Consider the following 24,347-nt stretch of genomic DNA (forward strand, 5'->3'; position numbering starts at 1 on the left):
GCGTCACCAGGCTCAACACGGCGAAGACGAGGGCGAGTTCCGAAGCGAATCTAGGAGGGGAGCGCACGGCCGCCATGATAGCGGGCCGGAGCGGTCAGCTCCCGAAGTACATGTTCGTCGACAGGCCGACGAGGATGGTGTTCGAGAAGGGCTGGCCCTCGGCGGCTGGGGTCGCGCCGAGCCAGCCAATCTCCGGCCCGATCGCCCAGCCGCCCCCGCGATCGGGGCGGTTCTTAGCCGCGAGGGGGAAGAACTCGTAGCGCAGCGTGCCCTTGAACAGGGCGCCGCCGAAGCCCGATCGGTCGGTCTCGTTGGGGTCGTTGATGGTGCCGCCGCCGAAGCCAAAGCCGGTGTGCAGCGAGAGCGGGAAGCGCTGGGAGGGGGTGAAGCCCAGGTCGACGAGCAGGCCGCCGCCGGCCATGGTCTGGCCGCTGGAGGTCGCGCCGTACTGTCCGCCCACGGCGATGCCGACCGCGAACCAGGGGAACACGGCGTCGCCGGTCTGGACGTAGCCGCCGCCGCCGAGGAAGGCGTCGGGGGTGTGGAAGTTGAGCACGGAGTTGAAGCTCACCCCGCCGAAGGCGAGCAGGCCGACGTAGGGACCGTCGACGCGGGGCGGCCGGATCGGCTCGTCGTCCTCGGCATCCTCGTCGCTCGCTTCGTCTTCGACTTCGCCGTCCTCGTCCGCGGAGTCGTCGATGGCTCCGAGGTCGCCGTCGCCGTCGGGGTTCGCCGGGTCGTCCTCGACGCTCGGCGCGGGCGGCTCGGGGGCAGGCTCGGCCTCGGCGGCAGGCTCGGCCTCTGGGGCAGGCTCGGGCTCCGGAGCAGGCTCGGCCTCGGGCGCTGCTTCGGCCTCGGGCGCCGCGAACTCGCCAGCGGCCGCGTCGGCGGGCGCGGCCGCGGCCGGAGTCGCACCCAGCGCGAGGCTGAGCGCGAGGGACGAAGACAGCACGCACGCGAAGGTGCGTGCGCTTGGCGCAGGGCCCGCGAAGCTCACCGGGCCAGCATGGACCACCGAATGGAACACACGCAAGTGCCCGCGCGTCGCTTGCCCGCGCAGACCCCCACGATTATGGTCAGCGGCCCCGGAGCGCGGCAATGGACACGCAGCGAGCACTGGAGATTTTTGGCGGCTTCTTGATCGGAGCTGGCGTCACGGTCGCGGGTTACGAGCTCGTCGGCCCCTCGGGCCCGGGAGACGCGGGCGAAGTCGCTGTCGAGGACGGCGGCGAAGGCGAAGGCGGCGAGGCTTCGCCCGGCGGATCGGCCGGGCAGGGCGGCTCCGGGTCGGGGCAGGGGGGCGGCCCGAGCTCCGAGGCCATGGCCGCGGCCGCCGAGGAGCAGCGCAAGGCCGAAGACGCGGCCGCCGGAGCGGGCGGGGGAGGACCGGCCACGGGCCCCTACGCGGCGGACGAGAACGGCAGCTACGTCGACTTCACCAACCTCTACTACCCCGAGGTCGCGTTCACCGACGAGCACGCCGCGGAGTTCCCCAAGCACGGCCTGGTGACCGCGGGCGCGGCGATGGTTCGCCAGCGCGCGGATCTCGAGTCTCCGCGCATCGGCATGCTCCGGGCGGGCACCCGCGTCCGCGTGGACAGCGAGCGGACCTTCGGCGGGGGCTGCACCAGCGGCTGGCACAAGATCTTCCCCGAGGGGTGGGTGTGCCTCAAGGCCGGGCTCGAGATCGGCGACGAGCCCCCGGACGACGGCACCATCGACGTCGACGCCCCGGACGTCAACGCCGCCATGCCCCTGGACTACTGGCGCGTCAACCACGACGGCACGGGCTTTTTCCACCGCCTGCCCAGCTACACCGAGCAGGACCGGGCCGACGCCGCGGCCAAGGCCTGGCTGGCGACCAAGGGCCGCGAGCCCATGCCCACGGACCGCAGCGCCCGCCCCGACGACGTGCCGGCCGTGGTCAAGGAGTACCTCAACGCCGGCTACTACGTGACCGTGGCCTCGGAGCACGTGCACGCCAAGCGCCACTTCCTCAAGACCAACCGGGGCGTGTACGCGCGCAAGTACCAGCTGGGCAAGAAGGACGGCTCGGAGTTCCGCGGCCGCGTGCTCTCGGGCGCCGACGATCTGCCGATGTACTTCATCGTCCGCGAGGTCGAATTTCAAGAGCGCATGGGCGACACGGGGCTGATCGAGGCCACGGGCGAGAAGCCCGAGCGCCGGACCACCCACGCCTTCGAGCGCAAGGTCCGAATCGGCGACTACGACTACTACGAGGACGCCGAGGGCAAGCTGCTGCGGGCCTACGCCGTGGGCGTGGCCGAGAAGATCAAGCGCCCGCCGGGCATCGAGAGCGAGGAGCACTGGGTCCACGTCGACCTGTCCGAGCAGACCCTGGTCGCCTACATCGGCGATCGCCCGGTGTTCGCGACCATCGTCAGCACGGGCAAGGAGAAGGGCATGACCCCCGTGGGCGTGCACCGGGTCCAGAGCAAGTTCATCGTCACCTCGATGCGCGACCAGCCCGTGGAGGACGAGGCCTACTCCATCGAGGACGTGCCGTGGACGCAGTACTTCTCGAACAACGTCGCCCTCCACGGCGCCTTTTGGCACGGGGGCTTCGGGTTGGTCCGCAGCCACGGCTGCGTCAACCTCTCGCCCGCCGACGCGCGCTGGCTGTTTGGCTTCACCGAGCCCAGGCTGCCCCAGGGATGGGCCGCGTCCATGCCCGGGGTCATGGGCTCGGAGCCGAGCGCCGTGGTCGTGACGGAGTAGGGCTCACAGTCACACACACCTGACCTCAGATCGCCCTCACGTGGCCGCTCAGCGGCCCCGTGGGTGATCTCGCGTGCTCGGGGGCCGCGCTTTGGATTGGGCCTGAAAGCCCGTACACTCTCGCGGCTCATGAAGATCGAGACAGGCAACGTCGCCACCATCGCTTACGACATCACGACGGCCGAGGGCGAGATCGTCGAGAGCTCCGACATCTCCGGCCCCATCGCCATCTTGGTCGGCGCCCAGTCGATGATCCCGGGCCTGGACAAGCGCCTGGTCGGGCTCGACGTCGGCGCCGAGGAGACCTTCGAGATTCCCCCGGAGGAGGCCTTCGGGACCGAGGAGGACGCGCCCACCAACGTGGTCTCGCGCGCCGAGTTCCCCAAGGACGCCAAGCTCGAGGTCGGCCAGAAGTTCCAGGCGAACATGCCCAACGGCACGACGCTGACCCTCGCGATCCGCGAGATCAGCGACGACACCGTGACCACGGCGATGATCCACCCGCTCGCGGGCAAGACGCTGTCGGTCAGCGTCAAGATCATCAGCGTGCGCGCGGCGACGAGCAAGGAGACCGAGGCCGGCCGGGCCATGGTCACGCCTCCTCCTCCGCCGCCCAAAAAGTGAGTCCACTCTCCGTGCACGAGAGTGCGCGGTGAGCCCTCCGCTCCTCCCTTCCCGCCCCGTCACCCACATGGGGGAGGGCGCACCCGGTCCCCCCCGGGAAACCGTCCAACCGTCGCGCAAACACACGTTTAGCGGCGGTTTTGCCTATTTTCGCGGCACCCCCTCCGTGGTAGTTCGCAAGGGAGGATCGGACCGAATCGGGCGCGGGTGATGGGGCGAGAGAGCGTCCATCGTCGACAGCGGCGTCGGGCTCCCTCGGAGGTGAACATGTCTCGCGAAGTCGTCATCGTCAGCGCCGCCCGTACCCCCATCGGAAGCTTCCAGGGGGCCCTGTCCAAGCTGCCCGCCGTCGAGCTCGGCGCGACCGCCATCGCTGGCGCCCTCGAGCGCGCCAAGGTCGAGGGCAAGGACGTCGACGAGGTGCTGATGGGCATGGTGCTCCCCGCTGGCGCCGGCCAGGCCCCCGCGCGCCAGGCCAGCAAGGGCGCGGGCGTGCCCGACTCCGTGGGCGCGCTGACCCTCAACAAGGTGTGCGGATCGGGCCTCAAGGCCGTGATGCTCGCCGCCCAGGCCATCAAGGCTGGCGACGGCGACGTCTACGTCGCGGGCGGCATGGAGGCCATGAGCCAGGTGCCCTACCTGATGCCCGGCGCGCGCCAGGGCCTGCGCCTGTTCGACAAGACCCTCGTCGACGGCCTGGTCCACGACGGCCTGTGGGACCCCTACAACGACTTCCACATGGGCATGGCCGGGGAGCTGTGCGCGAGCGAGTGCGGCATCGGCCGCGAGCGCCAGGACGAGTTCGCGGCCGAGAGCTACCGCCGCGCGCAGAACTCCATCAAGGAGGGCTACTTCGCCGACGAGATCGTCCCCGTCGAGATTCCCCAGCGCAAGGGCGAGCCCGTCGTGGTCAAGGACGACGAGGAGCCCTTGCGCGGCAACATCGAGAAGCTCCCCAAGCTGCGCCCGGCGTTCAAGAAGGACGGCGGCACGGTCACGGCCGGCAACGCCCCGTCGATCAACGACGGCGCCGCGGCCTTGGTGGTCATGAGCAAGGAAGAGGCCCAAAAGCGCGGCCTGACCCCGCTGGCGACCATCACCGGCTACTCGGGCCACGCCCAGGAGCCCGAGTGGTTCACCACCGCCCCCGCCGGCGCGATGAAGAAGCTGCTCGACAAGACCGGCAAGCGCGTCGAGGACGTCGACCTGTGGGAGATCAACGAGGCCTTCTCGGTGGTCGCCCTCGCCAACCAAGACAAGCTCTCGATCCCCGCCGATCGCGTCAACGTGCGCGGCGGCGCCGTGGCCCTGGGGCACCCCATCGGCTGCTCCGGCGCGCGCATCCTCGTCACCCTCATCTACGCCATGAAGCAGCTCGACAAAAAGTGCGGCGTGGCCTCCCTGTGCCTCGGCGGCGGCGAGGCCGTGGCCGTGATGATCGAGATGTGAGCCCGGCGCAGCAGGCTTTTAGCGACCTCTAGCGAGCAATCACCATGACCGACATCAAGACCATCGGAGTCCTCGGCGCTGGCCAAATGGGCGGCGGCATCGCCCACGTCAGCGCCGTCGCTGGCTACGACGTCCTCCTCGCCGACCTCAACCTCGAGCGCGCCCAGGCCGGCAAGGCCAAGATCGACAAGTTCATGAGCCGCTCCGTGGCCAAGGGCAAGATGTCCGAAGCGGACAAGAACGCCGCCCTGGCTCGGATCACCTGCGTCGAGGACGTCGGCGGCCTCGGCCCCGCGGACTTCGCCGTCGAGGCCGCGACGGAGAACATCGAGCTCAAAAAGAAGCTGTTCAAGGCCCTCGACGAGGCCCTGCGCGAGGGCGCCATCCTGGCCAGCAACACCTCGTCGATCTCCATCACCCTGCTCGGCGCCGAGACCTCCCGGCCCAGCAAGGTCGTGGGCATGCACTTCATGAACCCCGTGCCGATCATGAAGCTCGTCGAGCTGATCCGCGGCCTGCCCACGGACGACGCGACCTACGAGGCCACCAAGGCCCTGGCGATCAAGCTGGGCAAGACGGTGATCACCTCCAAGGACTCGCCGGGCTTCATCGTCAACCGCATCCTCATCCCGCTGATCAACGAGGCCGGCTTCGCCCTCCAAGAGGGCCTGGGCACCGCGGAGGACATCGACACCGGCGCCAAGCTGGGCCTCAACCACCCCATGGGCCCGCTCGAGCTCGCCGACCTCATCGGCCTCGACACCTGCCTGGCCATCGCCGACGTGCTCCACAAGGAGCTCGGCGACGACAAGTACCGGGCGCCCAACGTGCTGCGCATGCACGTGGCCGCGGGCTGGCTGGGTCGCAAGACCAAGCGCGGCTTCTACGACTACTCCAAGCGCTGAGCCCGGAAACCGAGACCGACCATGAGCCAGTTCGAGACCCTGAAGATCGAAGACCGCGGCCCCGCGCGGATCCTGTCCATCAGCCGGCCCAAGGCCCTCAACGCCCTCAACCCCACGGTCATCGCCGAGCTCAGCCGGGCCATCGAGGCCCTGGGCCAGCAGATCGAAGGGGGCGACTGGTCGATCCGCGGGCTGATCCTGACCGGCGACCACCCCAAGTCCTTCGTCGCCGGGGCTGACATCGCGTCCATGGCCGACATGGACAAGGACCAGGCCATGGAGTTCGCCAGCCAGGGCCACGCCGTGGGCGAGATGCTGGCCAACCTGCCCATCCCCGTGATCGCGGCGGTCAACGGCTTCGCCCTGGGCGGCGGCTGCGAGCTGGCCCTGGCCTGCGACTTCATCATCGCCAGCGAGAAGGCCAAGTTCGGCCAGCCCGAGGTCAAGCTCGGGGTCATCCCCGGCTTCGGCGGGACCCAGCGCCTGAGCCGGCGCGTGGGCGCGGCCCGGGCCCTCGAGCTGTGCGTGACCGGGGACATGATCCGCGCCGACGAGGCGCTGCGCATCGGTCTGGTCAACCGCGTGGTCGCCCCCGAGGCGCTGCTCGACACCTGCGCCGGCATCGTCGGCATGGTCGCCAAGATGGGCCCGCTCGCGGTCAAGGAGGCCAAGCGAGTCATCCACCAGGGCGCCGAGCTGCCCCTGCCGGCCGCCAACCAGATCGAGGTCGAGGCCTTCGCGGCGCTGTTCGACACCCAAGACCAGAGCGAAGGCATGCGCGCCTTCCTCGACAAGCGCGAGGCCGAGTTCTCGGCCAAGTAGGACCCCCCAGCCCCAGCACGACAATCGCCATGGACTTTCAGCTGACCGAAGAGCACGAGGCCATCCGCCGCACCGCCCGGGAGTTCGCCGCGCGCAGCGTGGCGCCCATCGCCGCCGAGATCGACAAGCAGGCCCGCTACCCCAAGGAGCTCGTCGACGAGATGGGCGAGCTGGGCTTCATGGGCATCGAGGTCGACCCGGACTACGGCGGCTCGGGCATGGACCCGCTGAGCTACGTCATCGCCATGGAGGAGATCAGCGCGGTCTGTGCCTCGACCGGCGTGATCATGTCGGTCAACAACTCGCTGGTCTGCGACCCGCTGCGCAAGTGGGGCAGCCACGAGCAGAAGCAAAAGTGGCTCGAGCCCCTGGCCAGCGGCGAGAAGCTGGGCTGCTTCATGCTCAGCGAGCCCGACGCGGGCTCCGACGCGGCGGCGCAAAAGACCGTCGCGGTCCGCGATGGCGACCACTACGTCATCACCGGGGTCAAGAACTGGATCACCAACGGGCCCCAGGCGGACACCGGCATCCTGATGCTGATGACCGACAAGGCCAAGGGCCACCGCGGCATCTCGGCCTTCATCATCGACATGAACGGCGAGGGCGTCTCCCGCGGCCCCAAGGACGACAAGCTGGGCATCCGCGCCAGCCACTCGTGCCAGATCTTCTTCACCGACCACCGCGTCCACGAGAGCCAGCGCCTGGGCAACGAGGGCGACGGCTTCAAGGTCGCGATGAGCACCCTCGACTGCGGCCGCATCGGCATCGCCGCTCAGGCCCTGGGCATCGCCCGCGGGGCCTTCGAGGCGGCCGCCCGCTACGCCACGGAGCGCAAGACCTTCGGCAAGGCCATCGCCGACCACCAGGCGATCAGCTTCATGCTCGCCGACATGGCGACGGAGATCGACGCGGCGCGGCTGCTGACCTACCGCGCCGCCGCGCTCAAGGCCGCGGGCAAGCGCCACTCCGTCGAGTCCGCGATGTGCAAGCTGATGGCCTCGGAGGTCGCCAACAAGGTGGCCAAGAACGCCGTGCAGATCTTCGGCGGCAACGGCTACGTGTCCGAGTATCCAGTGGAGCGCGCCTATCGAGACGCGAAGATCACCGAGATCTACGAGGGCACCAGCGAGATTCAGCGCGTAGTGATAGCCTCGAACCTCATCCGCGCGCTCGGCTGAGCGCTGTTCGCACCTCTACCCCCTCCGAGGACACTCCCATGAAGCTCACCACCATCACCAAGTTGGCTGGCGTCGGCGCCCTGAGCCTGGTCGCGCTCGCCGGCTGCAAGCCCCAGCAGCAGACGAACCAGGACCTCCTGTCCGAGTACTCGGGCAGCAAGTACTCCGAGGACATGGTCGCGACCGACTACGAGGAGGTCGAGGACCAGGGGGACGCCATCGACCCGCGGACCCTCGCCGCGCTCGAGGACACCATCCGCACGGTCTACGTCTCGGACTTCGAGAAGTGCCTCGAGAACGAGATGAGCCGGCTCGAGAACCGCTGGGTCGCCGGGGAGTTCGCCGTCGAGTTCACCATCGAGACCTCCGGCATGGTCAGCGCCGCCAAGATGCTCAACGAGGACATCCAGGAGCGCCGGACCCTCAACGACGAGGGCAAGTACGTGTCCGAGGGCGGCGCCGAGCCGCGCAAGGCCAAGGAGTTCGGCGCCTGCGTCGAAGAGAAGATCTACAAGTGGGAGTTCGACCCGCCCCCCGAGGCGACCTACACACACACCTACAACGGCCAGGTCGGCGAGGCCTGGTAGTTTCCGGACCCTGAGCCAGATCCTGAGCTAGACCCCGATCCAGACGCGCCATGGACTTCGAGCCGACCGAGACCCAGGAGATGATCCAAAACACCGCCCGGCAGTTCGCCGAGCGGGTCCTGGCCCCGAAGGCCCCGGCGCTGGATCGGGATCACAGCTTCCCCAAGGAGTCCCTGGCCGAGGCCGCGGAGCTCGGGCTGCTGGGCATCAACGTGCCGGCGGATCTGGGCGGCGTCGAGGCGGGAGCGGTCGCCTACAGCCTGGCGATCACCGAGCTCGCCCGGGCGTGTGCGGCGACCACCGTGGCCATGTGCGTGTCCAACATGGTCGCCGAGGTCGTCAACCACTTCGGCAACGCCGACCAGCGCAGCGAGCACGTGCCCAAGCTGTGCAGCGGCGAGTACGTCGTCGGCGGCTTCGCGCTGTCCGAGACCGGGGCCGGCAGCGACCCCGGGGCGATGACCACCAAGGCGCGCAAGACCGACAAGGGCTGGGTCCTCGATGGTTCCAAGCTGTGGATCACCTCGGGCACGGACGCCGGCTTGTTCGTGGTCTGGGCTCGGACCAGCGACGCCCCCGGGACCAAGGGCATCTCCTGCTTCCTCGTCCCCGGCGACGCCCCTGGCGTGACCCGGGGCAAGGCCGAGGAGAAGATGGGCCAGCGCGGCAGCCCGACCACGGCACTGGAGTTCGAGGGCGTCGAGCTCGGCGAGGAGGCCCTGCTCGGCGAGCTCGAGCGCGGCTTCCCGATCGCGATGATGGCCCTCGACGGCGGGCGAATCGGCATCGCCAGCTTGGCCCTCGGCGTGGGCCTGGCGGCCAGCGAGTTCGCCAACAAATACGCCAGCGAGCGCAAGCAGTTCGGCCGGCCGATCAACTCCTTCCAGGCCCTGCAGTGGTACATGGCCGACAGCCACACCGAGCTGTCCGCCGCGCGCCTGCTGACCCTGCGGGCCGCCTCGCTCAAGGACGCCAAGCAGCCGTTCACGCGCGAGGCCTCCATGGCCAAGCTGTACTCGTCCGAGAAGGCCTTCCAGGCCTGCAACCGGGCCCTGCAGATGCTCGGCGGCTACGGCTACACCCAGGACTTCCCCGTCGAGCGCTACCTCCGGGACGTGCGGGTGACGATGATCTACGAGGGCACCTCCGAGGTGCAGCGCCTGGTCATCGGCCGCGACATCACGCGGCAGTTCAAGAGCTGACGCGAACTTGCCTTCGAGGAGCTCCGCGCCCGGTCGCGGGGATCAGCCGTCTCCGAACAGGACCAGGTACCACGCGCCGACGAGGTAGCTGCGCTGGGGACGACGCCGACCTCCACGCCCGCGCTTAACAGCTGTCGTTCGCCGATGATGCCGCTGACGCCGGGGGTGACGACCACGGAGGTCCCGGGGGAGCGGAAGTCGACGGTCGCGTCGGACTCGACGTAGACCGAAAAGCGCGGGTGCAGGCAGACCTCGGGGGCGACGATGGCGAGGGCCGGGACGGGCCCCTGGGGGACGATGGGCGGGCGGAAGGCGGCGTTCATGGTCAGCTGAAAGGCTCCCCACTTGCGCTGAAAGTGCAGCTCGGGGCCGAGGGCGATGAACTGCCCGGCGTTGAAGGTCCCGCGCGCGGCGATGGCCAGGCCGTCGACGATGAAGTAGCGCAGCAAGGACTCGGACACGGGCAGGACGGTCCGCTGCCCGTCGACGATCACGGCTTGCGCGATGGCGTAGTCGAGGCGCTCGTTGATGCGGGCGCCGAACCACACTTTCGAGTGGGTGCTCCGGCCGGTCAGCGACCAGTTTTGGTAGGCGATGACGGCGAGCTTTCCCTCGGGCAATTGGCCGCCCCAGGGGTGGAGGGGAGCCGCCTGAGCCGTTCGCGGTCCGGCCAGCACGCACAGCGCAGACAGCGAGAGCACCCGAACACACCACGAAAGACGGCGACAACCCACCTCTAGACCGTCGCAGGGTGTCAGGACGGTTCGCAACTAGGCTCGAGGACGGGTCGCTCGTAGACGCGCTCGCTCGGGCCGCCGAATGCTCGATTTAGCTCTCGGCGCTGGCGGTGTCGGGCTCGCGCAGGCCCGGGAGGCTGTGGGGCTCGGGCGCCAGCTGGCGCAGCCGCGCGGCGCGGCGCTCGAGGTAGCGGCGCATCAGGCTGAGCACGCCCACGACGAGGCGCGCGGGGTTGACGGGGGCGAAGGTCATGAGCCCCTGGCCGCGGCCGTAGTGGGGGTTGCGGCGCAGGTAGAACTCGGTGAGCGGGTCCCGGCGCAAGGTCCAGCGCAGGCGGTCCGCCTCGCCCTCGCGGGTGATCCAGCCGACCTCGCGGACGCCGGGGCGCGGGGGCGACACGGGCTGCATGTGGAAGTGGCGGCCGAGCCTGGCCATGATCGTCTCGACCGCGCGGGGCGTGGGGCGCTCGGGGTGGGGGTAGACCTCGGGGGCGACCCGGGCCAGGGCCAGGTAGGCCGCGGGGTGCACGGGGCAGGCCAGGAAGCCCTTGCGCGCGAAGGGGTAGCGAAGGCAAGCGCGGGCGACCTCGACGGCCAGGAGGTTGCCGTTGGGCGAGCGCCGGTAGGCCGGGAGCTTGCCGTTCTCGGCCCGGAGCACCACGTGCTGCTGGCCGTCGAGCTCGAATACGAAGGTGTGCACGGCCATGTAGCCGACCACGCGCTCGCCAGCGCGCATGACCTGGATGCGCGTGCGCTCGGCCGACGAGTGGACCACGTAGGCGGCGAAGTCCTCCCGGGACACGCCGGCGAAGATCTGCTCGTGGGCGACGAAGAGCGCGTCCACGAGGGCCTCGCGGGCGTCCTCGGACAGCGCGGCAGGATCGACGAGCTCGTTGCGGAGCGGGAGGGGAGACTCGACTCGGGGGGCGGCGGTGGGCTGGAGCATGGGGGTCCGGGCGCCCCGCTCAGGCCGAGCTCACCCAGGCGGCGGGCGACTCGGGGGTCGCTCACCATCCTGTCGGAGAGGGGGAGCGAGGCGCGAGCGTCGGCCGGAGGGGGAGGGGTCGGGGGCGACGAATTCAAACTAAGAGGACGCCCGGTTTGACGCAGTCTCACGCGGTTGTGAGCGGTTTTGCGGGGAAACAATCCAGTGTGAACGCCGTCGTGGCGCCGCAGAGGCTCGATCCGCTAACCTCGCCGGGTCCCATGGGTGTGCTCGAAGACCTCGCGTCGAAGCGCCGGCAAGTGTTGGCGACCCGCACCCTGATCGGGCGCAGCCCGGCCTGCCGCATGCGCGTCGACGCCTCCCACGTGTCCAAGGAGCACGCGATGCTGTGGTTCGACGAGGGCGCGTGGTGGCTCCGGGACCTGGGCAGCCGCAACGGCACCTGGGTCGACGGTCAGCGCGTCGAGGCCATGGCGAGCCAGCGCCTCGACGCCGGGGCGCGGCTGGCCTTCGGCGGGGAGTCGGAGGTCTGGGTGCTGTCCCAGGCGGACGCCCCTGGGCCCATGGCCGAGCGCCTGCGCGACGACACGCTGGTGTGCGGGACGGCCGACTTCCTCATGCTCCCCGACGCCGACGACCCGCTCGCGGCGGTGTTCGCCGATCGCGGGGCGTGGATGGTCGAGGTCGAGGGGGTCTCGCGGGCGGCCGTCGACCAGGAGGTGCTCCAGCTCGACGGCCAGCTGTTTCGCCTGGCCCTGCCCATCGACGGCGCGACGACGATGCAGCACGCGGCCCCGTCGGTGTCGGCCTCGGCGTCGTCGAGTACGCCGCTGCTGCGCCTGCGGGTGAGCCAGGACCAGGAGTACGTCCAGGTCGAGGTCCGCCGGGAAGCGGACGCCAGCGGGGTCGACGTGCTGCCGCCCAAGGTCCACCACCAGCTGCTGCTGACCCTGGCGCGGGTCCGCCTCGACGACGCCGCGGCCAGCGAGGTCGAGCGCGGCTGGGTCTACACCGACGAGCTGTGCACCATGCTCCGCATCGACCGGCGGACGGTGAACCAGTACGTGTTTCGGGCGCGGCGAGAGCTGACCGCCCGCGGTCCGGGGCTGGCGGCGAAGATCGTCGAGCGACGCACGACCACGGACCAGATCCGCCTGGGCATCGCCGAGGTCGAGATCGGGAGCTTCGAGTCGTGAGCGAGGGGTCTCGGGCGCCGCGGGCGTCACGGATCGCCGCGCCCACGAAGCGCGAAGGGCAGGGCGCTCCGAGCACGGGCTCAGAGCCAGGCCCGAGCGCTGACCCGAGCCTTGGACAGGGTCCGGGCCTGGGCTCCGGCGAGGTCGCCCGGGAGGTCGCGGCGATCTTCGACGTCCTCGGCCGAGGCTTCGCGGCGGCGGTCCACGACACCCCGAAGGCCGAACCGTCCCCGACATCCCCGAGCGAGCCCTCGCCGGGCGCGGACCTGGACCAGACCGCCGCGCTGCTGCGCAGCCTGTCCATGGGCTTGCTGCGCTACCCGGCGGCGACCCAGGCGGTGTTCCAGGCCCTGGTCGCCGAGGGCCGGGCCTACGCCGAGACGCCGACGGGGGCCCAGCTGCGGGCGAGCCTGCTCGACGCGCCGAGCTTTCGCCAGCTGCGGCGGGTCTACGAGTCGCTGACCTGGCACATGCTCGAAGAGGGGGGCGGGGCGCTGCCCTCGGCCTACTTTGACGCGCTGACTCAGGTCGTGCGCTTGGACCACCTCGAGCCCTACCTCGCTGGGCTCGCTGGGCTCGCTGGGCTCGCGGGCCAGGCCGCCAGGGAAGAAGACGGCGGGCGGTGAGCCTCGACGACGCTCGAGCGGTCTACGGCGATCGGGAGCGCTTCGCGGCCCTGCTCCTGGCCATCGTAGCCCGGGCCCGGGGCCTCGACGTCGAGCTCGGAGGTCTCGAGCACGGCGGCGCCGGCGAGCGCGCGGGGGCCGATCGTCACGACGAGCTCGCGGCCGAGCTCGTGCTCGGTGCGCTCGCCCTGGGTCGGCGCATCGAGGCGTTGATCGACGCCGCGCCCCCGACCGCAGACGCGCAGCCGCCCGCTTCGCAGGCGCCCCGGGCCGCGGAGTCGCTGCTGCGATGAGCTCCGAGCTCCACCCGCGCCTGTGCGCCCAAGTGCGCCGACAGGTCGCCCGGGCCGACTTCACCCGCGGCCTCGCGCCGCGGCCTCGCTCGGGGCCTGCCGCGTACAAGGAGTGGCAGCACTTCCTCGTCCACACCCACGGCGCCGTGGTGCTGATCAACTTCAACCTCGACGACGACGTCTGGCAGGGCGAGCGCGTCGCCCGAGTCATCGTCATGGTCCACCGCGACGGGGCGTGGTCCGGGGCCGTCGAGCGCTTCGTCGGCGCGGCCTTCGAAGCCCCCGCCGGCAGGCCCACGCTTCGATTCGGCCGCCACCGCATGGAGCTGGTCGACGGCGCCTACCGGCTCCAACTGCGCGAGCACCGGGCGGGCGTGTCGGCGGACCTGCGGCTGATCCCCGACGCCCAGCCGATGCTGTCGACCAACCGGGAGCTGGCGGGGGCGCGCACGCTGTCGTGGTTCTTTCTCCCGCGGCTGCGGGCCCACGGGAGCGTGGAGCTCGAGGGTCTGGGCGCGCTGCGGGTCGCCGGGGACCTGGCCTACCACGACCACAATTGGGGCAACTTTCGCTGGGGGGACGACTTTTGCTGGGAGTGGGCGTCGATCCTCGGTCGCCCGGAGGACCGCTGGACCCTGGTGTTCATGCGCGTGCTCGACCGGGCTCGCGCGCAGGTCCGCAGCGCTGGTTTGTACCTGTTCCGCGACGGGGCGCAGCACCGCTACTTCCTCGACGGCGACGTGCAGGTGGACCTCCAGGGCGTGCGTCCGGCGAGCGCCACGCCCCTGACCCTGCCGCCGGTCATGAGCCTGCTCGCGCCGGGGAGCCGCGATGTCCCCGAGGAGCTGGTCGCGCGGGCGCGGATCGGCGAGGACCACCTCGAGCTGCGCCTGCGCCCTGGGGCCGGCGCGCGGGTGGTCATCCCCAACGACACCGACCTCGACGGCGTCACCGTGCTCCACGAGCTCGACGCGGTGGCCTCCCTCGAAGGGCGGATCCAGGGCGAAGGCGTGGCCCTCGACGGGCGGGCGGTGTTCGAGCTGATTCGTTAGGCGTGCAGCCCAGGGGCGAGGACGCGGAGGAAGGCGATTGGGTCGGCCACGTCGAGGGCCTCGAGCCCGCGGACGGCCGCTTCGGTCGGCGCGCTGGCGAGGGCGTAGAGGGCCATGTCGCGGTCCTCGAACAGCTGCTGGGCGCGTAGGCGTCGAGCCGAGATGGCGACCTCGGAGGCTCCGCGGGCGCGCTCGTGGGCGGCGGTGAGCAGCTCGGCCCAGGGCTCTGCCATGGCCCCGCGATCCCGACGCAGGGCGCGGACGGAGCGGGCGCACTGGCGCAGCAGGGCCTTGCGTGCGCGGGGCGTGGGGGCAACCAGGGCCGCGGCCAGGGCCGCGCGCGCGCGCAGGTGCACCAGCGAGGGGCCGACGAAGCGAAGCGAGAGGAACATGCCCGCGCGGATCGCTGGCCACTGCTCCTCGAGGAGCGCCCACGCCTGGCTCGCCTCGTCGGTGTACAGCCGCGCCTGGACCGTGGCGACGAGGGTGAACATGTGGCCGCTGGTGTAGGCCTGAGCGGGCCAGGGCGCGTCGAGGCCGGGCGTGGGCCCGAGCACGGCGCGGGCGCGCTCGAGGTGGTCGAGGCGGCCGTCGGCGAGCCAGCGCAGGGCCGGGTCGCCGACCAGGCAGACCGAGTCGGCGTAGCCGTCCCCGCGCGCCCGGGCGTCGTCGAGGTAGGCGTCCATGGTCGCGCGCAGCTCGGGCAGGTCGCCGCGCATGACCAGCGCGAGGAAGCGGTAGCCCTGGCACAGCGAGCGCTCCCAGTGGCTGCCCACGCTGCCGCGGTCGAGGCGCTGCGCCGCCTGTCCACACAGCTGCGCGGTCTCGGCGAAGCGCCCGGCCATGAGCGCGTCGTTGGCCACGGCGAGCTCGGACCAGGCCCGGTTGTAGGGGCTGGGGTAGCGCGCGAGCAGCTGCTCGGCCTGGGCGCGCAGGGCCGCTTGCTTGGCCTCGAACCACTTGGGCTGGAGGTAGGCGAGCATGGTGGCCTCGTAGGACAGCACCCGGCCGAGGCGCTCGGCGTCGCCGGCCTCGGCCACGGCGCGCAGGTAGGTCAGGCGCAGGGGGTCGGCGAGCAGGTGGTTGACCTGGGAAAAGCGCGTGGTCGCCGACCACAGCGCGTCGAACGAGGCCTCGGAGGGCGAGCCCGATCCAGCCCGAGACTCGGGCTTGGGTTCGGGTTCGGGTTTGGGCAGCCCGCCCAGGAGGTAGCGCATGCGCATGGCCGTCGCGCGGAGCACCGAGGCGGTCGGCGTCTCGGGGATCCACACCCCGTACTCGCCCAGCACGGCGCTCATCTGCGCCCACCCGCGGCTGGGATCGTGGGCGCCGATCCACTCCTCGGCCGCGCGCCGCCGCAGCAGGCGGTGGCCGTCGCGGTCTTCGTCGGGGCAGCAGCCGGCCGCGCGCATGAACTCCTCGGCGGCCTCGTGGGCGGCCCCGCGGTTGTGCAGGGCCTCGCCGCGCTTGGTCGAGAGGCGGCGCTCGGCCCCGGGCTCGAGGGCCTCGCCGAGCAGGCTGCGGGCGCGGGCGTAGAAGCTCGCGGCGCGCTCGAAGGCGAGGGCGGCGTGGGCCTCGTCGCCGCTGCGCTCGGCGTAGATCGCCGCCGTCGGGCCTTCGCCGGCGCCTTCCCAGTGCCGGGCCAGGGCGGTGCTCGCCGCGGGTCGCTGGTCCTCCAGGGTCCGCGCGAGGGCGCGGTGCAGGTCCCGACGGTGCGCGCGCTCGAGGCGGGCGACGATGCCCTCCCACTGCTGGTCGTGGCGCGGCGCGACGGCGGGCTCGCGCTCGTCGATCCAGGTCGTGCGCAGCCACCCGAGGTCCTCGAGGCGGGCCAGGTCCAGGCGCGCGCTCGGGCTCAGCCCGGCGGCGGCGATCAGCAGGCGGTGCTCCGCCGGCCCCCCGACCAAGGCGGTGAGCTCGAGCAGGCGCCGGCGGTGGGGCCCGAGCTGGGCCAGGCGCTGGCCGAGGGGGTCGAGGAGCTCGAGCTCGGGCTGGGCGAGGGCCAAGCTGGTGGCCTCGAGCAGGCGGTAGGGGTTGCCGGCGGCGTAGTCAGTCAGGTCGTCGATGAGCGCGGGCCGCTCCCGGCACAGCTCCCCGGCCACGCGCGCGAGCAGGGCGCGGACGGCCTCGGGGCCCAGGGGCGCGAGCGCCAGGGTCTCGCGCGGTCCGAGCTCGACCTGGGCGAGCAGGCCCTTGGCTCGATCTTCGGCGCGGGAGCTGAGCACCACCAGCGCCGGCGTGTCGTCCCGCTCGGCGCACAGCCGCTCGAGCAGGGGGGCCAGGTCGAGGCTGCCCCACTGCAGGTCGTCGAGCCAGATCAGCAGCGGGCGCGCGCGGGCAGCCGCGGCGATCCACCGGGTCAGCGCCCGGGCGCCCACGAGGCGCTCGGCCCCCGGATCCAAGCGCTCGACCTCCGGGGGGTCGGCGTCGCGTCGCTGGGCGCCCAGCAGCTGGACGAGCCCGCGCAGGATCGGCGCGCTCGGGAATAGCTTGGCGAGGGCCCGAGCCTCGCGCAGGTCGAGGACGTCGAGGTGGGCGGCGCGGTCGGGGAGCTCGGCGAGGCGGTCGACGATCTGGTCGAGAGGGCGGTAGGGCCCGGACTCGTGGGGGGTGCAGCGCCCGCGCAGGACCCGGAGCTGGCCGGAGAGCGCGAGCTCGTGGGCGACGTGGCGGATGAGGCTCGACTTGCCGACGCCGGACGGGCCGAGGACCTCGACGAGGCGCAGCCTTCCTGTCTCGCGCACGCCCTCGAAGGCGCCGCGCAGGGTCTCGACCTCGGCCTCTCGGCCGACGAGCTCGAGCCCGGCCAGGGGCACGGCCGCGGGCTGCAGGGGCGCCCCGAGCAGCTCGACGAGCTCGGCCCGGCGAGGGCGCAGGGCAGGCTCGGCGGCGCACAGCCTGGCGGCGGCCTGGGCCAGCTCGGGGGCGGCGTCGGCATCGACGAGCAGCTCGGACAGGATGACCCCGAGGGCGTAGTAGTCCGAGGCCGGGCTCGCCGGTTGGCCGGCCCACAGCTCGGGCGCAATGTAGCCCCGGGTCCCCGCGACGCCGCCCGGGGCCGCGCGCAGCTCGGCGGCCTCGGCGGTCAGGCCGAAGTCGAGGAGCTTGAGCTGCCCGTCGGGCTGGATCATCACGTTGTCGGGCTTGAGGTCGCGGTGGACCAGCCCGTGGCGGTGCAGGGCGTCGAGGGCCTCGACGAGCTGGACCATGGCCGCGCGCAGGCGCGGCGCCCAGTCGGCCGGGGGGTGGCGCAGGGCGGCGACGGGGGCCGGGGCGGCGTCGTCGAGGTCGGGGCCGTCGCTCGCGCGCAGCTGCTCGGAGCGCGTCGCGGTGCGCCCGGCCGGCGCGCTCGGGTGAGAGTTGGTCTCGGTCCGGTCTGCCACCGGCCGCGCGCTGCCGAGGACGTGGCTGGCCAGGTCGCGGCCCTCGACCAGCTCCATGGTGAAGTAGGGCGGGGGCCCCAGATCGAGCTCGTAGAGCTCGACCAGGCGGGGGTGGACGACCCCGGCGCGAGCGCGAAACTCCTGCTTGAGCCGGGCCGCGTGCTGGTTGGCGAACACGGTCTTGAGCGCGACCTCGCGCTGCAGCTCGCGGTCGAAGACCCGGTGGACCGAGCCCATGCCGCCCACGCCGAGGACACCTCGATGCTCGAACCGCTCGGGGAGGTCAGCCATGGCGCAGGGCTCGGTAGAGGTTCAGCCAGAGGTTCGAGTAGACGCGATGGTGAAGCCGATGCCCGGCAGCGCCTCTTCCCAGTAGACCTCGGAGAACCCCGCGCCGAGCAGCAGCTCGCTGAACTCCTCGCCCGTGCGGTGCTGGACGAAGCCCGGGTCGGCGATGCGCGAGATGTCGCGGGCGATGTCGACGAACCACTTGGGCCCGCCGTCGGCGATGAAGGCCTTGCCGCCCGGGCGCAGGGCCTTGCGGAAGCTGGCCGCGGCCGCGGGCCCGTCGGGGTAGTGGTGGAAGGACAGGCAGGACATGACCGCGTCGAAGTAGCCGGTGAAGGCCTCGGGCATGGCGGCGACGTCGGCCTGGAAGAAGGCCATGTTCGTGCGCCCCGCCGCGGCGGCAGCGGCCGCCGTGCGCTCGACCATCGCCCGGGACAGATCGGCCGCGACCAGCTCGCCCTCGGGGAGCTCGCCGGCCAGCTCGACGGCGAGGGAGCCCGTGCCCGAGGAGGGATCGAGGACCCGGCTGCCCTGGCTCAGGTGCGGGCGCATGAGCTCGAGCAGCTCCTTGCGGATGGGGTCGGAGAAGGGCCGCACGGCGCCGTCGTAGAGCTCGGCGCACACGTCGAAGCCCTCGACGCTGGCGTAGATCTCGGGGGTCTCGTCGAGGAACACCGGCGCGTCGTGGGCACCCGAGAGATCGGGCGCGAGGGCGGGCAGGGGCGCGGCCGTGGGCGAGGGCCCGAGGGTCGTCGGCCGGTACAGCCCCGCGCGCTTGAGCTGGATGGCCGGGGCGAACACGAACAGCGACCAGTTCCACAGCTGGGCCGCGAGCACGGGGCCGAGGGCGAGCTGGGCGGAGTTCACGTCGACGCCTCGCTCGAGTCGTTGGTCGGAGTCGTCGGCGTGGTCGGGGTCATCGGGGCCAGGAATTGCTCGAGCATGCCTCGGAGCGAGCGCAGCGCGTGGATCAGCGCGTCGTGGATCGCCGGGGTGCCCGCGAGGCCCATGGCCGCCGTCGCCGATTGTTGCCACTTCACGGCCTCGGCGGTCCACCGCTGCAGGTCCTGAATGTTGGGCGTCGCCGCGAACGGCCGCAGGCCCAGCTGCGACCAGGCCTGGGCCGTGGTCTCGAGCATGAGCACGTCGAAGAGGTGGGGCAGGCCTTGCTCGAAGAGCATGGCGTCGAGCTCCTTGAGCGGCACGAAGCTGGCCATCTCGTGCTGCTCGGGGTTCCAGATCCGGCAAAAGGCGCCCACGGGGTTTTGGCCGATGATGCCGGACACGCCGGTGTTGAGGGCCGAGCGCCCCACGGACTTGCCGGTCTGCTCGCGCTCGACGGGGTCGGTGTGTTTGGGAGCGCTGTGGTCCACGGGGATCGGAGGCTCGCCCTCGAACGCGCCGTGGCCCCGGATCTCATGGGTGTGGGCCAAGATCGCGTTGACCACGTGGCGCCCGGACTCGTTGGCGGCCTCCATGGTCGTGATCCGCGTGAAGGTCTTCTTCCACGTGCCGGCGTAGAGCAGCCGATCCCAGTGGACGTAGTAGCCGCCCATGGGCGACTGCCACACGCCCTGGGGCAGGTCGGGGGGGCTGTCTGCGGGTCCGTCGACGGCGACGGGGTCGAAGGGGTCGCCGCCCGGGCGCCGGTGCCAGTCTCCGGCCAGGGGCACCTGCAAGGGCGTGGCGTTGCCCTGGAACAGGCCCTCGCCCGCGTCGCCCGCGAACGCGAGGTTGTCGTCGAGGTGGTACCAGGTCGGGACCGGCAGCTGCAGCTGGGGCGCGGGGTCGATGACCTCGAGGATCTGCCGCCAGGTCTCCTTGGCGATCTCTTCGGCCGTGCACTCCCGGGCCGGCTTGCCGAGGTGGGCGCTGGGCGTCTCGAAGTCGCCGATGTCCACGGAGATCAGGCTCGCGTAGCCGTTGGTATTGAGGTTGGGCTCGGCGGCCCAAAACTGCTGCTCGCTGATCGACGAGAGCCCCCAGTCGCTGTCGGAGAAGTAGACGTGGCCCGTGGCGATGTCGACGGTCTCGCGGAAGAAGTACTGGATCCCGGACATGGTCTGGAAGCGCCGCCAGCCCTGCTCGGGGACCTCGACCTTGCCCGACCACTCCGGCGGCGGCGGGACCCGAGCCTCGGCGTAGCCGCGCAGCTTCTCCGGCACGCCGACGTCCGGGAGCTCGGCGGACAGCCGCTCGGCCGTGGCCGCGTCGAAGGCCGTGACGATGTAGTCGGCGTGGTCGATGTAGTGGGTGATGACGGTCTCGCCGCAGGGGCTCGTCTCGGTCACCGGCTCGAAGCGCTCGGGGTCGACCTTGGGGTTGGCCTCGAGCTCGAGCTCCACGTGCAGCTTCCCGTCGACGACGGTCATCTGGGTGAGCTTTCCGCCCAGGAAGCGGACCCGCAGCGCGTCGAGGTGTTCGACCCAGGGGTCGAACCACGCCGTGCTCGTGGGCCCGTTGAGGGTGCCGTTGATGCGGGTGCCGTTGTCGGGCTGCATCAGCTGCACGGCGATGTTGGCGTTGGTCCGGGCGTCGCCGGTGGCGGGGTCGATGGCCGCGAGGATGCGCGGCGCGGTCTCGAGGTAGTCGAGGAAGCTGGGGCTGTAGACGACGTCCGGGCCGGGGCGGTCGGGGTGGCGGGCCTGGAGAAAGTCGAGGAGCGAGACGTTCTCGTACAGGGCCTCCCGCCGGGCGCTGCACGTCGACAGGTACCGGAGCATGCGCAGGCTGATGAGCAGCAGATCCAGGCCGGTCGCGCCGGTGCTCGCCAAGGTCGCGATCAGGGACTCGCGCATCTCCTGGATGTTGGTCGGCGGGACCATCGAGAACAGGATCGGGTCGTGGTGCTTGCGCGCGACGGTGACCGAGAGGCTCGACTCGAGGTTGTCGTAGACCGTGCGCGCGCTGAGCATCCCGTCCGAGTCGTACAGGGGCGTGCGCCCCATGGTGTCGAACACGTGGCGGTAAAAGGACGGGAAGTAGCGGTAGCCGTGCTCGCCGGGCAAGGTCACGCTCTGGGTCGTCGTCCACGAGCCCAGGGTGTCGTCGCAGCGCAGGGGATCGACGTTGGCCCCGCGCAGGCTGAGCTTGGTGCGGTCGAGGCCCTGCTCGACGAGGAAGGCGGCGACGGAGCCGGCGCGCTGGCGGGCGAGGATGCGGCCCTGAGACGCGTCGTAGATGTTGTCGCGTCCGATGTGGACCATCCCGGTGATGCCGAGGGTGTAGTCCTCGCCGAGTTTGGGGACGAGATCGGACAGCGCTTGTTTGTCCGAAGCGGTGAGCGCCGCGGAGCCCGGCTGGTGGCAGGCCCCGACGGAGTGACCCTTGTCCGAGTCGTCGTCGGCGGCGAGCCACACCGGGCCGAGCTTGGACTTGGGCCGGGGCGGGTCGTCGCTGGCGGGGGTGCCGACGCTGTCGTGCACGTGATGGTGCGGATCGACGTCGTTCATCTGCGAGGCCGCCATGCCGCCGACCCGGACGTGGCTCTGGCCGAAGCGATCGGGGGCGAGGGTCGGCTCGATCAGCGTGACCGCGTAGCCCCGGGTGATCAGCTCGTGGGCGACCGTCAGCCCGGCGACGCCGCCTCCGTAGACAGTCACGTTTCCCTTGCTGGGTCCGAGGTTGCCCATGCGATTGCGCTCCTTGGCGTGGGTCTTCACGGCCCCCGGACATGGCCACGAAAGCCAGCCAGGAGCGCTGGAAAGCCTGGGCATCGTACACCACCGTGGACGTAGGCGACGATCGCTTCGTGGACGGCGGCGACGTGCTCGAGGCGACCGCGGATCTGCAGGCGGTCATCGACCACGGCGCGGGCGAGGGGCAGCGCTCCGTCGAGGACGGCGAGCACGGTGGCGGGGGGGACCGCGATGTGGACCTCGCTCGTCGCGTTTGCGCCCCGCTCGTGGACGACCCGAGGCCCATCTGTCCCGCCGCGGACGACGATGGGCGCGGGCTCGCTCGGGCCGAGCTCGATGGTGACGGACAGGTCCCCCAAGGCCGCGCCGACGCGGGCCCAACCCCGGGGGAGGCGCTCGCGGAGCAGGGCGAAGGAGCGCTCGAGCTGCTCGGAGACCGTACCGGGCCCGGGCTCAGGCTCAGACCCGGTCACCAGCGGCGCTCCAGCACGAAATCGACCAGGCCCCACAAGAGGTCCCGGTGGCTGGAGTCGAGCAGGGCCGCGTCGCAGCCTCGAGGCTCGCGCGGGCGGCCTCGAGGTGCTCTCGGGCGCGCCGCCTGGCGTGGTCGATGCTGCCCTGGGCCTCGATCAGCTCCATGAGCGCGTCGACCTCGGCGGCGCTGCGCAGCTCGGCCAGGCCCAGGGCGCGCTCGAGCTCCGCCCGCCCGGCGGGGGCGAGCTGGCCCTGGTCCTCGAGGCGGGCGAGGAGGCTCGGGACCCCGGCGAGGCTGACCTCGGGGACGGACTTGGCGAGGATGGCGACCGCGCGGTCGCGGTCCGCGGGTGCGGCCGTTCGCAGGGCGTGGAGCAGCACGAGGGTGCGCTTGCCCTCCCACAGATCGCCCCGCGCGTCCTTGCCGATCTCGTCGGCGCCGCCGACGAGGTTGAGCACGTCGTCTTGGATCTGGAAGGCGACGGACAGGTCACGGGCGAAGCGCTCGAGCTGTTCGCAAACCTTCGGATCGCTCCTCGCACACAGGGCGCCGCAGCGCGTCGGGATGATGAAGCTGTACCAGCCCGTCTTGCGCACGACCATCTCGATGTAGTCGTCGTCGCTGAGCTCCCAGGTGTTGCGGCGGATCCAGTCGAGCTCCATGGCCTGGCCCTCGACGGTGCGCTCGGACATCTCGGCCATGGCCTCGAGGATGCGCAGGGCGGGGCCCAGGCCGACGCGTTCGATGTTGGCCAGGAGCGGGCGCAGGGTCAGGGCGAGCATGCCGTCGCCGACGTTGACGGCGATGGCCTGGCCGTGGGCGGCGTGCAGCGTGGGCCCGCCGCGGCGGACGTGGGAGCGGTCCTCGACGTCGTCGTGGACCAAAAAGGCGTTGTGGTACAGCTCGAGGACCGAGGCCGTCGGGAGCGCGGCCTCGAGGTTGCCGCCGAGGGCTCGGCAGGTGGCGATGCACAGCGCGGGGCGCAGGCCCTTGGCCTCGCGCAGGGGGTAGTCGAGCATCAGATCGTAGAGGACCGGCCCGTAGGGGTCGCCCTCGAGCCTGCCTTCGGTCCTGTCCTCGATCCCGGGGCTTCGGCGGCGCTGCTCGGCGATCAGCTCCTCGAGCACGGCGACGACCCGAGCTCGAGAGCCCTCGAGGTACGCGGGCACCCGAACGGCGCAGCGCGACGCGGGCGGGCGGGCACGGGCCATGCCCGAGACGATACAGGACGGCGCGAGGCCGGGACTAGCGGCCGCAAGCGACGTTTCGCCGCTGGAGCTCGGCCGCCTCTTCGTCGCCAGCGATGGTCGCCTCGTGGCCGAGCCACGAGAACATGGCGCTGGCGATGGCCAGCTCGCCCCGCTCGTCCCACAGCCACACGGCGAGGTTGCACAGCGGATCGTGGACCTGCGAGAAGGCCACGCGCACGAGCTCTGGGCCGCCGATCTGGCACACGCGCTCGTACTGCTGGCGCACGGCCAGGAACTCGCGCAGCTCGTCCAGCGGGGGCAGGGCCCGGCGAGCGTGGACGCGAGCCTCGACGGTCTCGCTGCGGATCGCCAGCTCGTCGAGGAGCTCGTGGCGGAGCTCCCGAGCCACGCGGCGCAGGGAGCTGCCGGCGCCCTCGAGCTCGGCCAGGGTCGCCTCGGTGGTCCGCGCGAGGGTCGAGAGGTCGGACTCGACCTGCCGGGCCATGCGGTGCAGGGCCGCGTCGGGGTCGCCCGCGCGCAGGGCGATGGCGCGGTGGGCCGTCTGGCTGCGCAGCTTGGGATCGTCGAGCAGCGCGTCCCAGCTGCGGGCGAGGACGCACAGCTGGTCAAAGGACACGCGCTCGGCCGCGAGGGCGTCGGTGTGGGCGGCGAGCAGCGCGGAGCCGCGCAGCGTGCTCGGGCCGGCCTCGGCGAGGGGCCGACGGGAGCTCGGGGTGGCCTCGAGGCGAGGCGTGGCCAGGGCGCGACGGAGCAGGGGGAGGGTGCGCAGGCGGGCGGGCGCGACGAGCCACAGGGCGACGAGCCAGGCGTCGTGGGGCACCGGCGGGTAGCCGATCATGCGCGCGGCGAGGGCCCCGAGCAGCATGGTCCCGCGGCTGCGTCGGTGGGGCGAGCGGCCGAGCTGCTCGACCTCGGCCCAGGACCCGCGCTCGGCCGCATCGGCGACGCGCCACTCGTTGGCCAAAAAGCGCGCCAGCGGGGGGCGGTGGGGCTCGT

21 protein-coding genes are annotated in these 24,347 nt (G+C 71.8%); 12 read left to right on the forward strand and 9 right to left on the reverse strand.

The window, feature by feature from the left end; translation table 11 throughout:
* Nucleotides 1-94 precede the first annotated feature (94 nt).
* A complete protein-coding gene (locus tag PPSIR1_RS44890) occupies nucleotides 95-952 on the reverse strand; it encodes a hypothetical protein (RefSeq protein WP_006976384.1) in 858 nt (285 codons plus the stop codon).
* A 185-nt stretch (nucleotides 953-1,137) separates the two neighbouring features.
* On the opposite strand from PPSIR1_RS44890, the gene PPSIR1_RS36915 reads away from it, so the two are divergent.
* The 8 genes from PPSIR1_RS36915 to PPSIR1_RS36950 all read left to right on the forward strand — a co-directional run bounded on the left by PPSIR1_RS36915 (nucleotide 1,138) and on the right by PPSIR1_RS36950 (nucleotide 9,506).
* Nucleotides 1,138-2,739 carry a L,D-transpeptidase family protein gene (locus PPSIR1_RS36915; protein WP_157596377.1) on the forward strand — a complete coding sequence of 534 codons (1,602 nt, stop codon included), beginning with the start codon at nucleotides 1,138-1,140 and terminating at the stop codon, nucleotides 2,737-2,739.
* Nucleotides 2,740-2,868: 129 nt separating this feature from the next.
* Nucleotides 2,869-3,363: an FKBP-type peptidyl-prolyl cis-trans isomerase gene (locus PPSIR1_RS36920; RefSeq protein WP_006976386.1), complete on the forward strand. Its 495-nt coding sequence runs from the start codon at nucleotides 2,869-2,871 to the stop codon at nucleotides 3,361-3,363.
* A 267-nt stretch (nucleotides 3,364-3,630) separates the two neighbouring features.
* Entirely contained in the window at nucleotides 3,631-4,812 is a 1,182-nt protein-coding gene (locus PPSIR1_RS36925) for a thiolase family protein (RefSeq protein ID WP_045117498.1), read from the forward strand.
* 44 nt (nucleotides 4,813-4,856) lie between these two features.
* Nucleotides 4,857-5,717, forward strand: coding sequence for a 3-hydroxyacyl-CoA dehydrogenase NAD-binding domain-containing protein (locus tag PPSIR1_RS36930; protein WP_006976388.1), 861 nt, complete (start codon nucleotides 4,857-4,859; stop codon nucleotides 5,715-5,717).
* 21 nt (nucleotides 5,718-5,738) lie between these two features.
* On the forward strand, nucleotides 5,739-6,539 hold the full coding sequence (locus tag PPSIR1_RS36935; RefSeq protein WP_006976389.1) for an enoyl-CoA hydratase/isomerase family protein: 801 nt from the start codon (nucleotides 5,739-5,741) through the stop codon (nucleotides 6,537-6,539).
* A gap of 29 nt (nucleotides 6,540-6,568) precedes the next feature.
* Nucleotides 6,569-7,717, forward strand: a complete 1,149-nt coding sequence (locus PPSIR1_RS36940) for an acyl-CoA dehydrogenase (protein ID WP_006976390.1) — start codon at nucleotides 6,569-6,571, stop codon at nucleotides 7,715-7,717.
* A 38-nt stretch (nucleotides 7,718-7,755) separates the two neighbouring features.
* A complete protein-coding gene (locus tag PPSIR1_RS36945) occupies nucleotides 7,756-8,304 on the forward strand; it encodes a hypothetical protein (RefSeq protein WP_006976391.1) in 549 nt (182 codons plus the stop codon).
* 50 nt (nucleotides 8,305-8,354) lie between these two features.
* Nucleotides 8,355-9,506: an acyl-CoA dehydrogenase family protein gene (locus PPSIR1_RS36950; RefSeq protein ID WP_006976392.1), complete on the forward strand. Its 1,152-nt coding sequence runs from the start codon at nucleotides 8,355-8,357 to the stop codon at nucleotides 9,504-9,506.
* Here PPSIR1_RS36950 and PPSIR1_RS36955 read toward each other — a convergent pair.
* Both PPSIR1_RS36955 and PPSIR1_RS36960 read right to left on the reverse strand, forming a co-directional pair.
* Nucleotides 9,437-10,126 (reverse strand): hypothetical protein, encoded by a 690-nt coding sequence (locus tag PPSIR1_RS36955; RefSeq protein ID WP_157596378.1) that lies wholly within the window; start codon nucleotides 10,124-10,126, stop codon nucleotides 9,437-9,439. The two genes, PPSIR1_RS36950 and PPSIR1_RS36955, sit on opposite strands and share 70 nt — an antisense overlap.
* Before the next feature lie 208 nt (nucleotides 10,127-10,334).
* Complete coding sequence (locus tag PPSIR1_RS36960) at nucleotides 10,335-11,189, reverse strand: hypothetical protein (RefSeq protein WP_006976394.1); 855 nt, start codon at nucleotides 11,187-11,189, stop codon at nucleotides 10,335-10,337.
* 260 nt (nucleotides 11,190-11,449) lie between these two features.
* Between PPSIR1_RS36960 and PPSIR1_RS36965 the strand changes: the two genes are divergently transcribed.
* Genes PPSIR1_RS36965 through PPSIR1_RS36980 form a run of 4 tightly spaced genes read left to right on the forward strand, consistent with a single transcriptional unit; the run spans nucleotide 11,450 to nucleotide 14,356 of the window.
* Entirely contained in the window at nucleotides 11,450-12,385 is a 936-nt protein-coding gene (locus tag PPSIR1_RS36965) for an FHA domain-containing protein (RefSeq protein ID WP_086002018.1), read from the forward strand.
* Nucleotides 12,382-13,011, forward strand: a complete 630-nt coding sequence (locus PPSIR1_RS44895) for a hypothetical protein (RefSeq protein ID WP_006976396.1) — start codon at nucleotides 12,382-12,384, stop codon at nucleotides 13,009-13,011. Before PPSIR1_RS36965 ends, PPSIR1_RS44895 begins: the two co-directional genes overlap by 4 nt.
* Nucleotides 13,008-13,304 carry a hypothetical protein gene (locus PPSIR1_RS36975; protein ID WP_006976397.1) on the forward strand — a complete coding sequence of 99 codons (297 nt, stop codon included), beginning with the start codon at nucleotides 13,008-13,010 and terminating at the stop codon, nucleotides 13,302-13,304. The genes PPSIR1_RS44895 and PPSIR1_RS36975 overlap by 4 nt, the downstream gene beginning before the upstream one ends.
* The gene (locus PPSIR1_RS36980) at nucleotides 13,301-14,356 is read left to right on the forward strand and encodes a hypothetical protein (RefSeq protein WP_006976398.1); all 1,056 of its coding nucleotides are present in this window, start codon (nucleotides 13,301-13,303) and stop codon (nucleotides 14,354-14,356) included. Before PPSIR1_RS36975 ends, PPSIR1_RS36980 begins: the two co-directional genes overlap by 4 nt.
* On the opposite strand, the gene PPSIR1_RS36985 is transcribed toward PPSIR1_RS36980, so the two are convergent.
* The 6 genes from PPSIR1_RS36985 to PPSIR1_RS37010 form a co-directional block, all read right to left on the reverse strand.
* Nucleotides 14,353-18,030: a serine/threonine-protein kinase gene (locus PPSIR1_RS36985; protein WP_006976399.1), complete on the reverse strand. Its 3,678-nt coding sequence runs from the start codon at nucleotides 18,028-18,030 to the stop codon at nucleotides 14,353-14,355. The genes PPSIR1_RS36980 and PPSIR1_RS36985 overlap by 4 nt on opposite strands.
* A gap of 21 nt (nucleotides 18,031-18,051) precedes the next feature.
* Complete coding sequence (locus PPSIR1_RS36990) at nucleotides 18,052-18,894, reverse strand: class I SAM-dependent methyltransferase (RefSeq protein WP_006976400.1); 843 nt, start codon at nucleotides 18,892-18,894, stop codon at nucleotides 18,052-18,054.
* The gene (locus tag PPSIR1_RS36995; RefSeq protein WP_157596379.1) at nucleotides 18,891-21,629 is read right to left on the reverse strand and encodes an OmpA family protein; all 2,739 of its coding nucleotides are present in this window, start codon (nucleotides 21,627-21,629) and stop codon (nucleotides 18,891-18,893) included. The genes PPSIR1_RS36990 and PPSIR1_RS36995 overlap by 4 nt, the downstream gene beginning before the upstream one ends.
* Before the next feature lie 56 nt (nucleotides 21,630-21,685).
* Nucleotides 21,686-22,138 (reverse strand): hypothetical protein, encoded by a 453-nt coding sequence (locus PPSIR1_RS37000; protein ID WP_006976402.1) that lies wholly within the window; start codon nucleotides 22,136-22,138, stop codon nucleotides 21,686-21,688.
* Entirely contained in the window at nucleotides 22,125-23,351 is a 1,227-nt protein-coding gene (locus PPSIR1_RS37005) for a polyprenyl synthetase family protein (RefSeq protein WP_157596380.1), read from the reverse strand. Before PPSIR1_RS37005 ends, PPSIR1_RS37000 begins: the two co-directional genes overlap by 14 nt.
* 34 nt (nucleotides 23,352-23,385) lie before the next feature.
* The coding region (locus PPSIR1_RS37010) for a hypothetical protein (protein WP_006976404.1) at nucleotides 23,386-24,347 on the reverse strand (962 nt) is incomplete at its 5' end.

The organism is Plesiocystis pacifica SIR-1 (assembly GCF_000170895.1).
GTDB lineage: Bacteria > Myxococcota_A > Polyangia > Nannocystales > Nannocystaceae > Plesiocystis > Plesiocystis pacifica.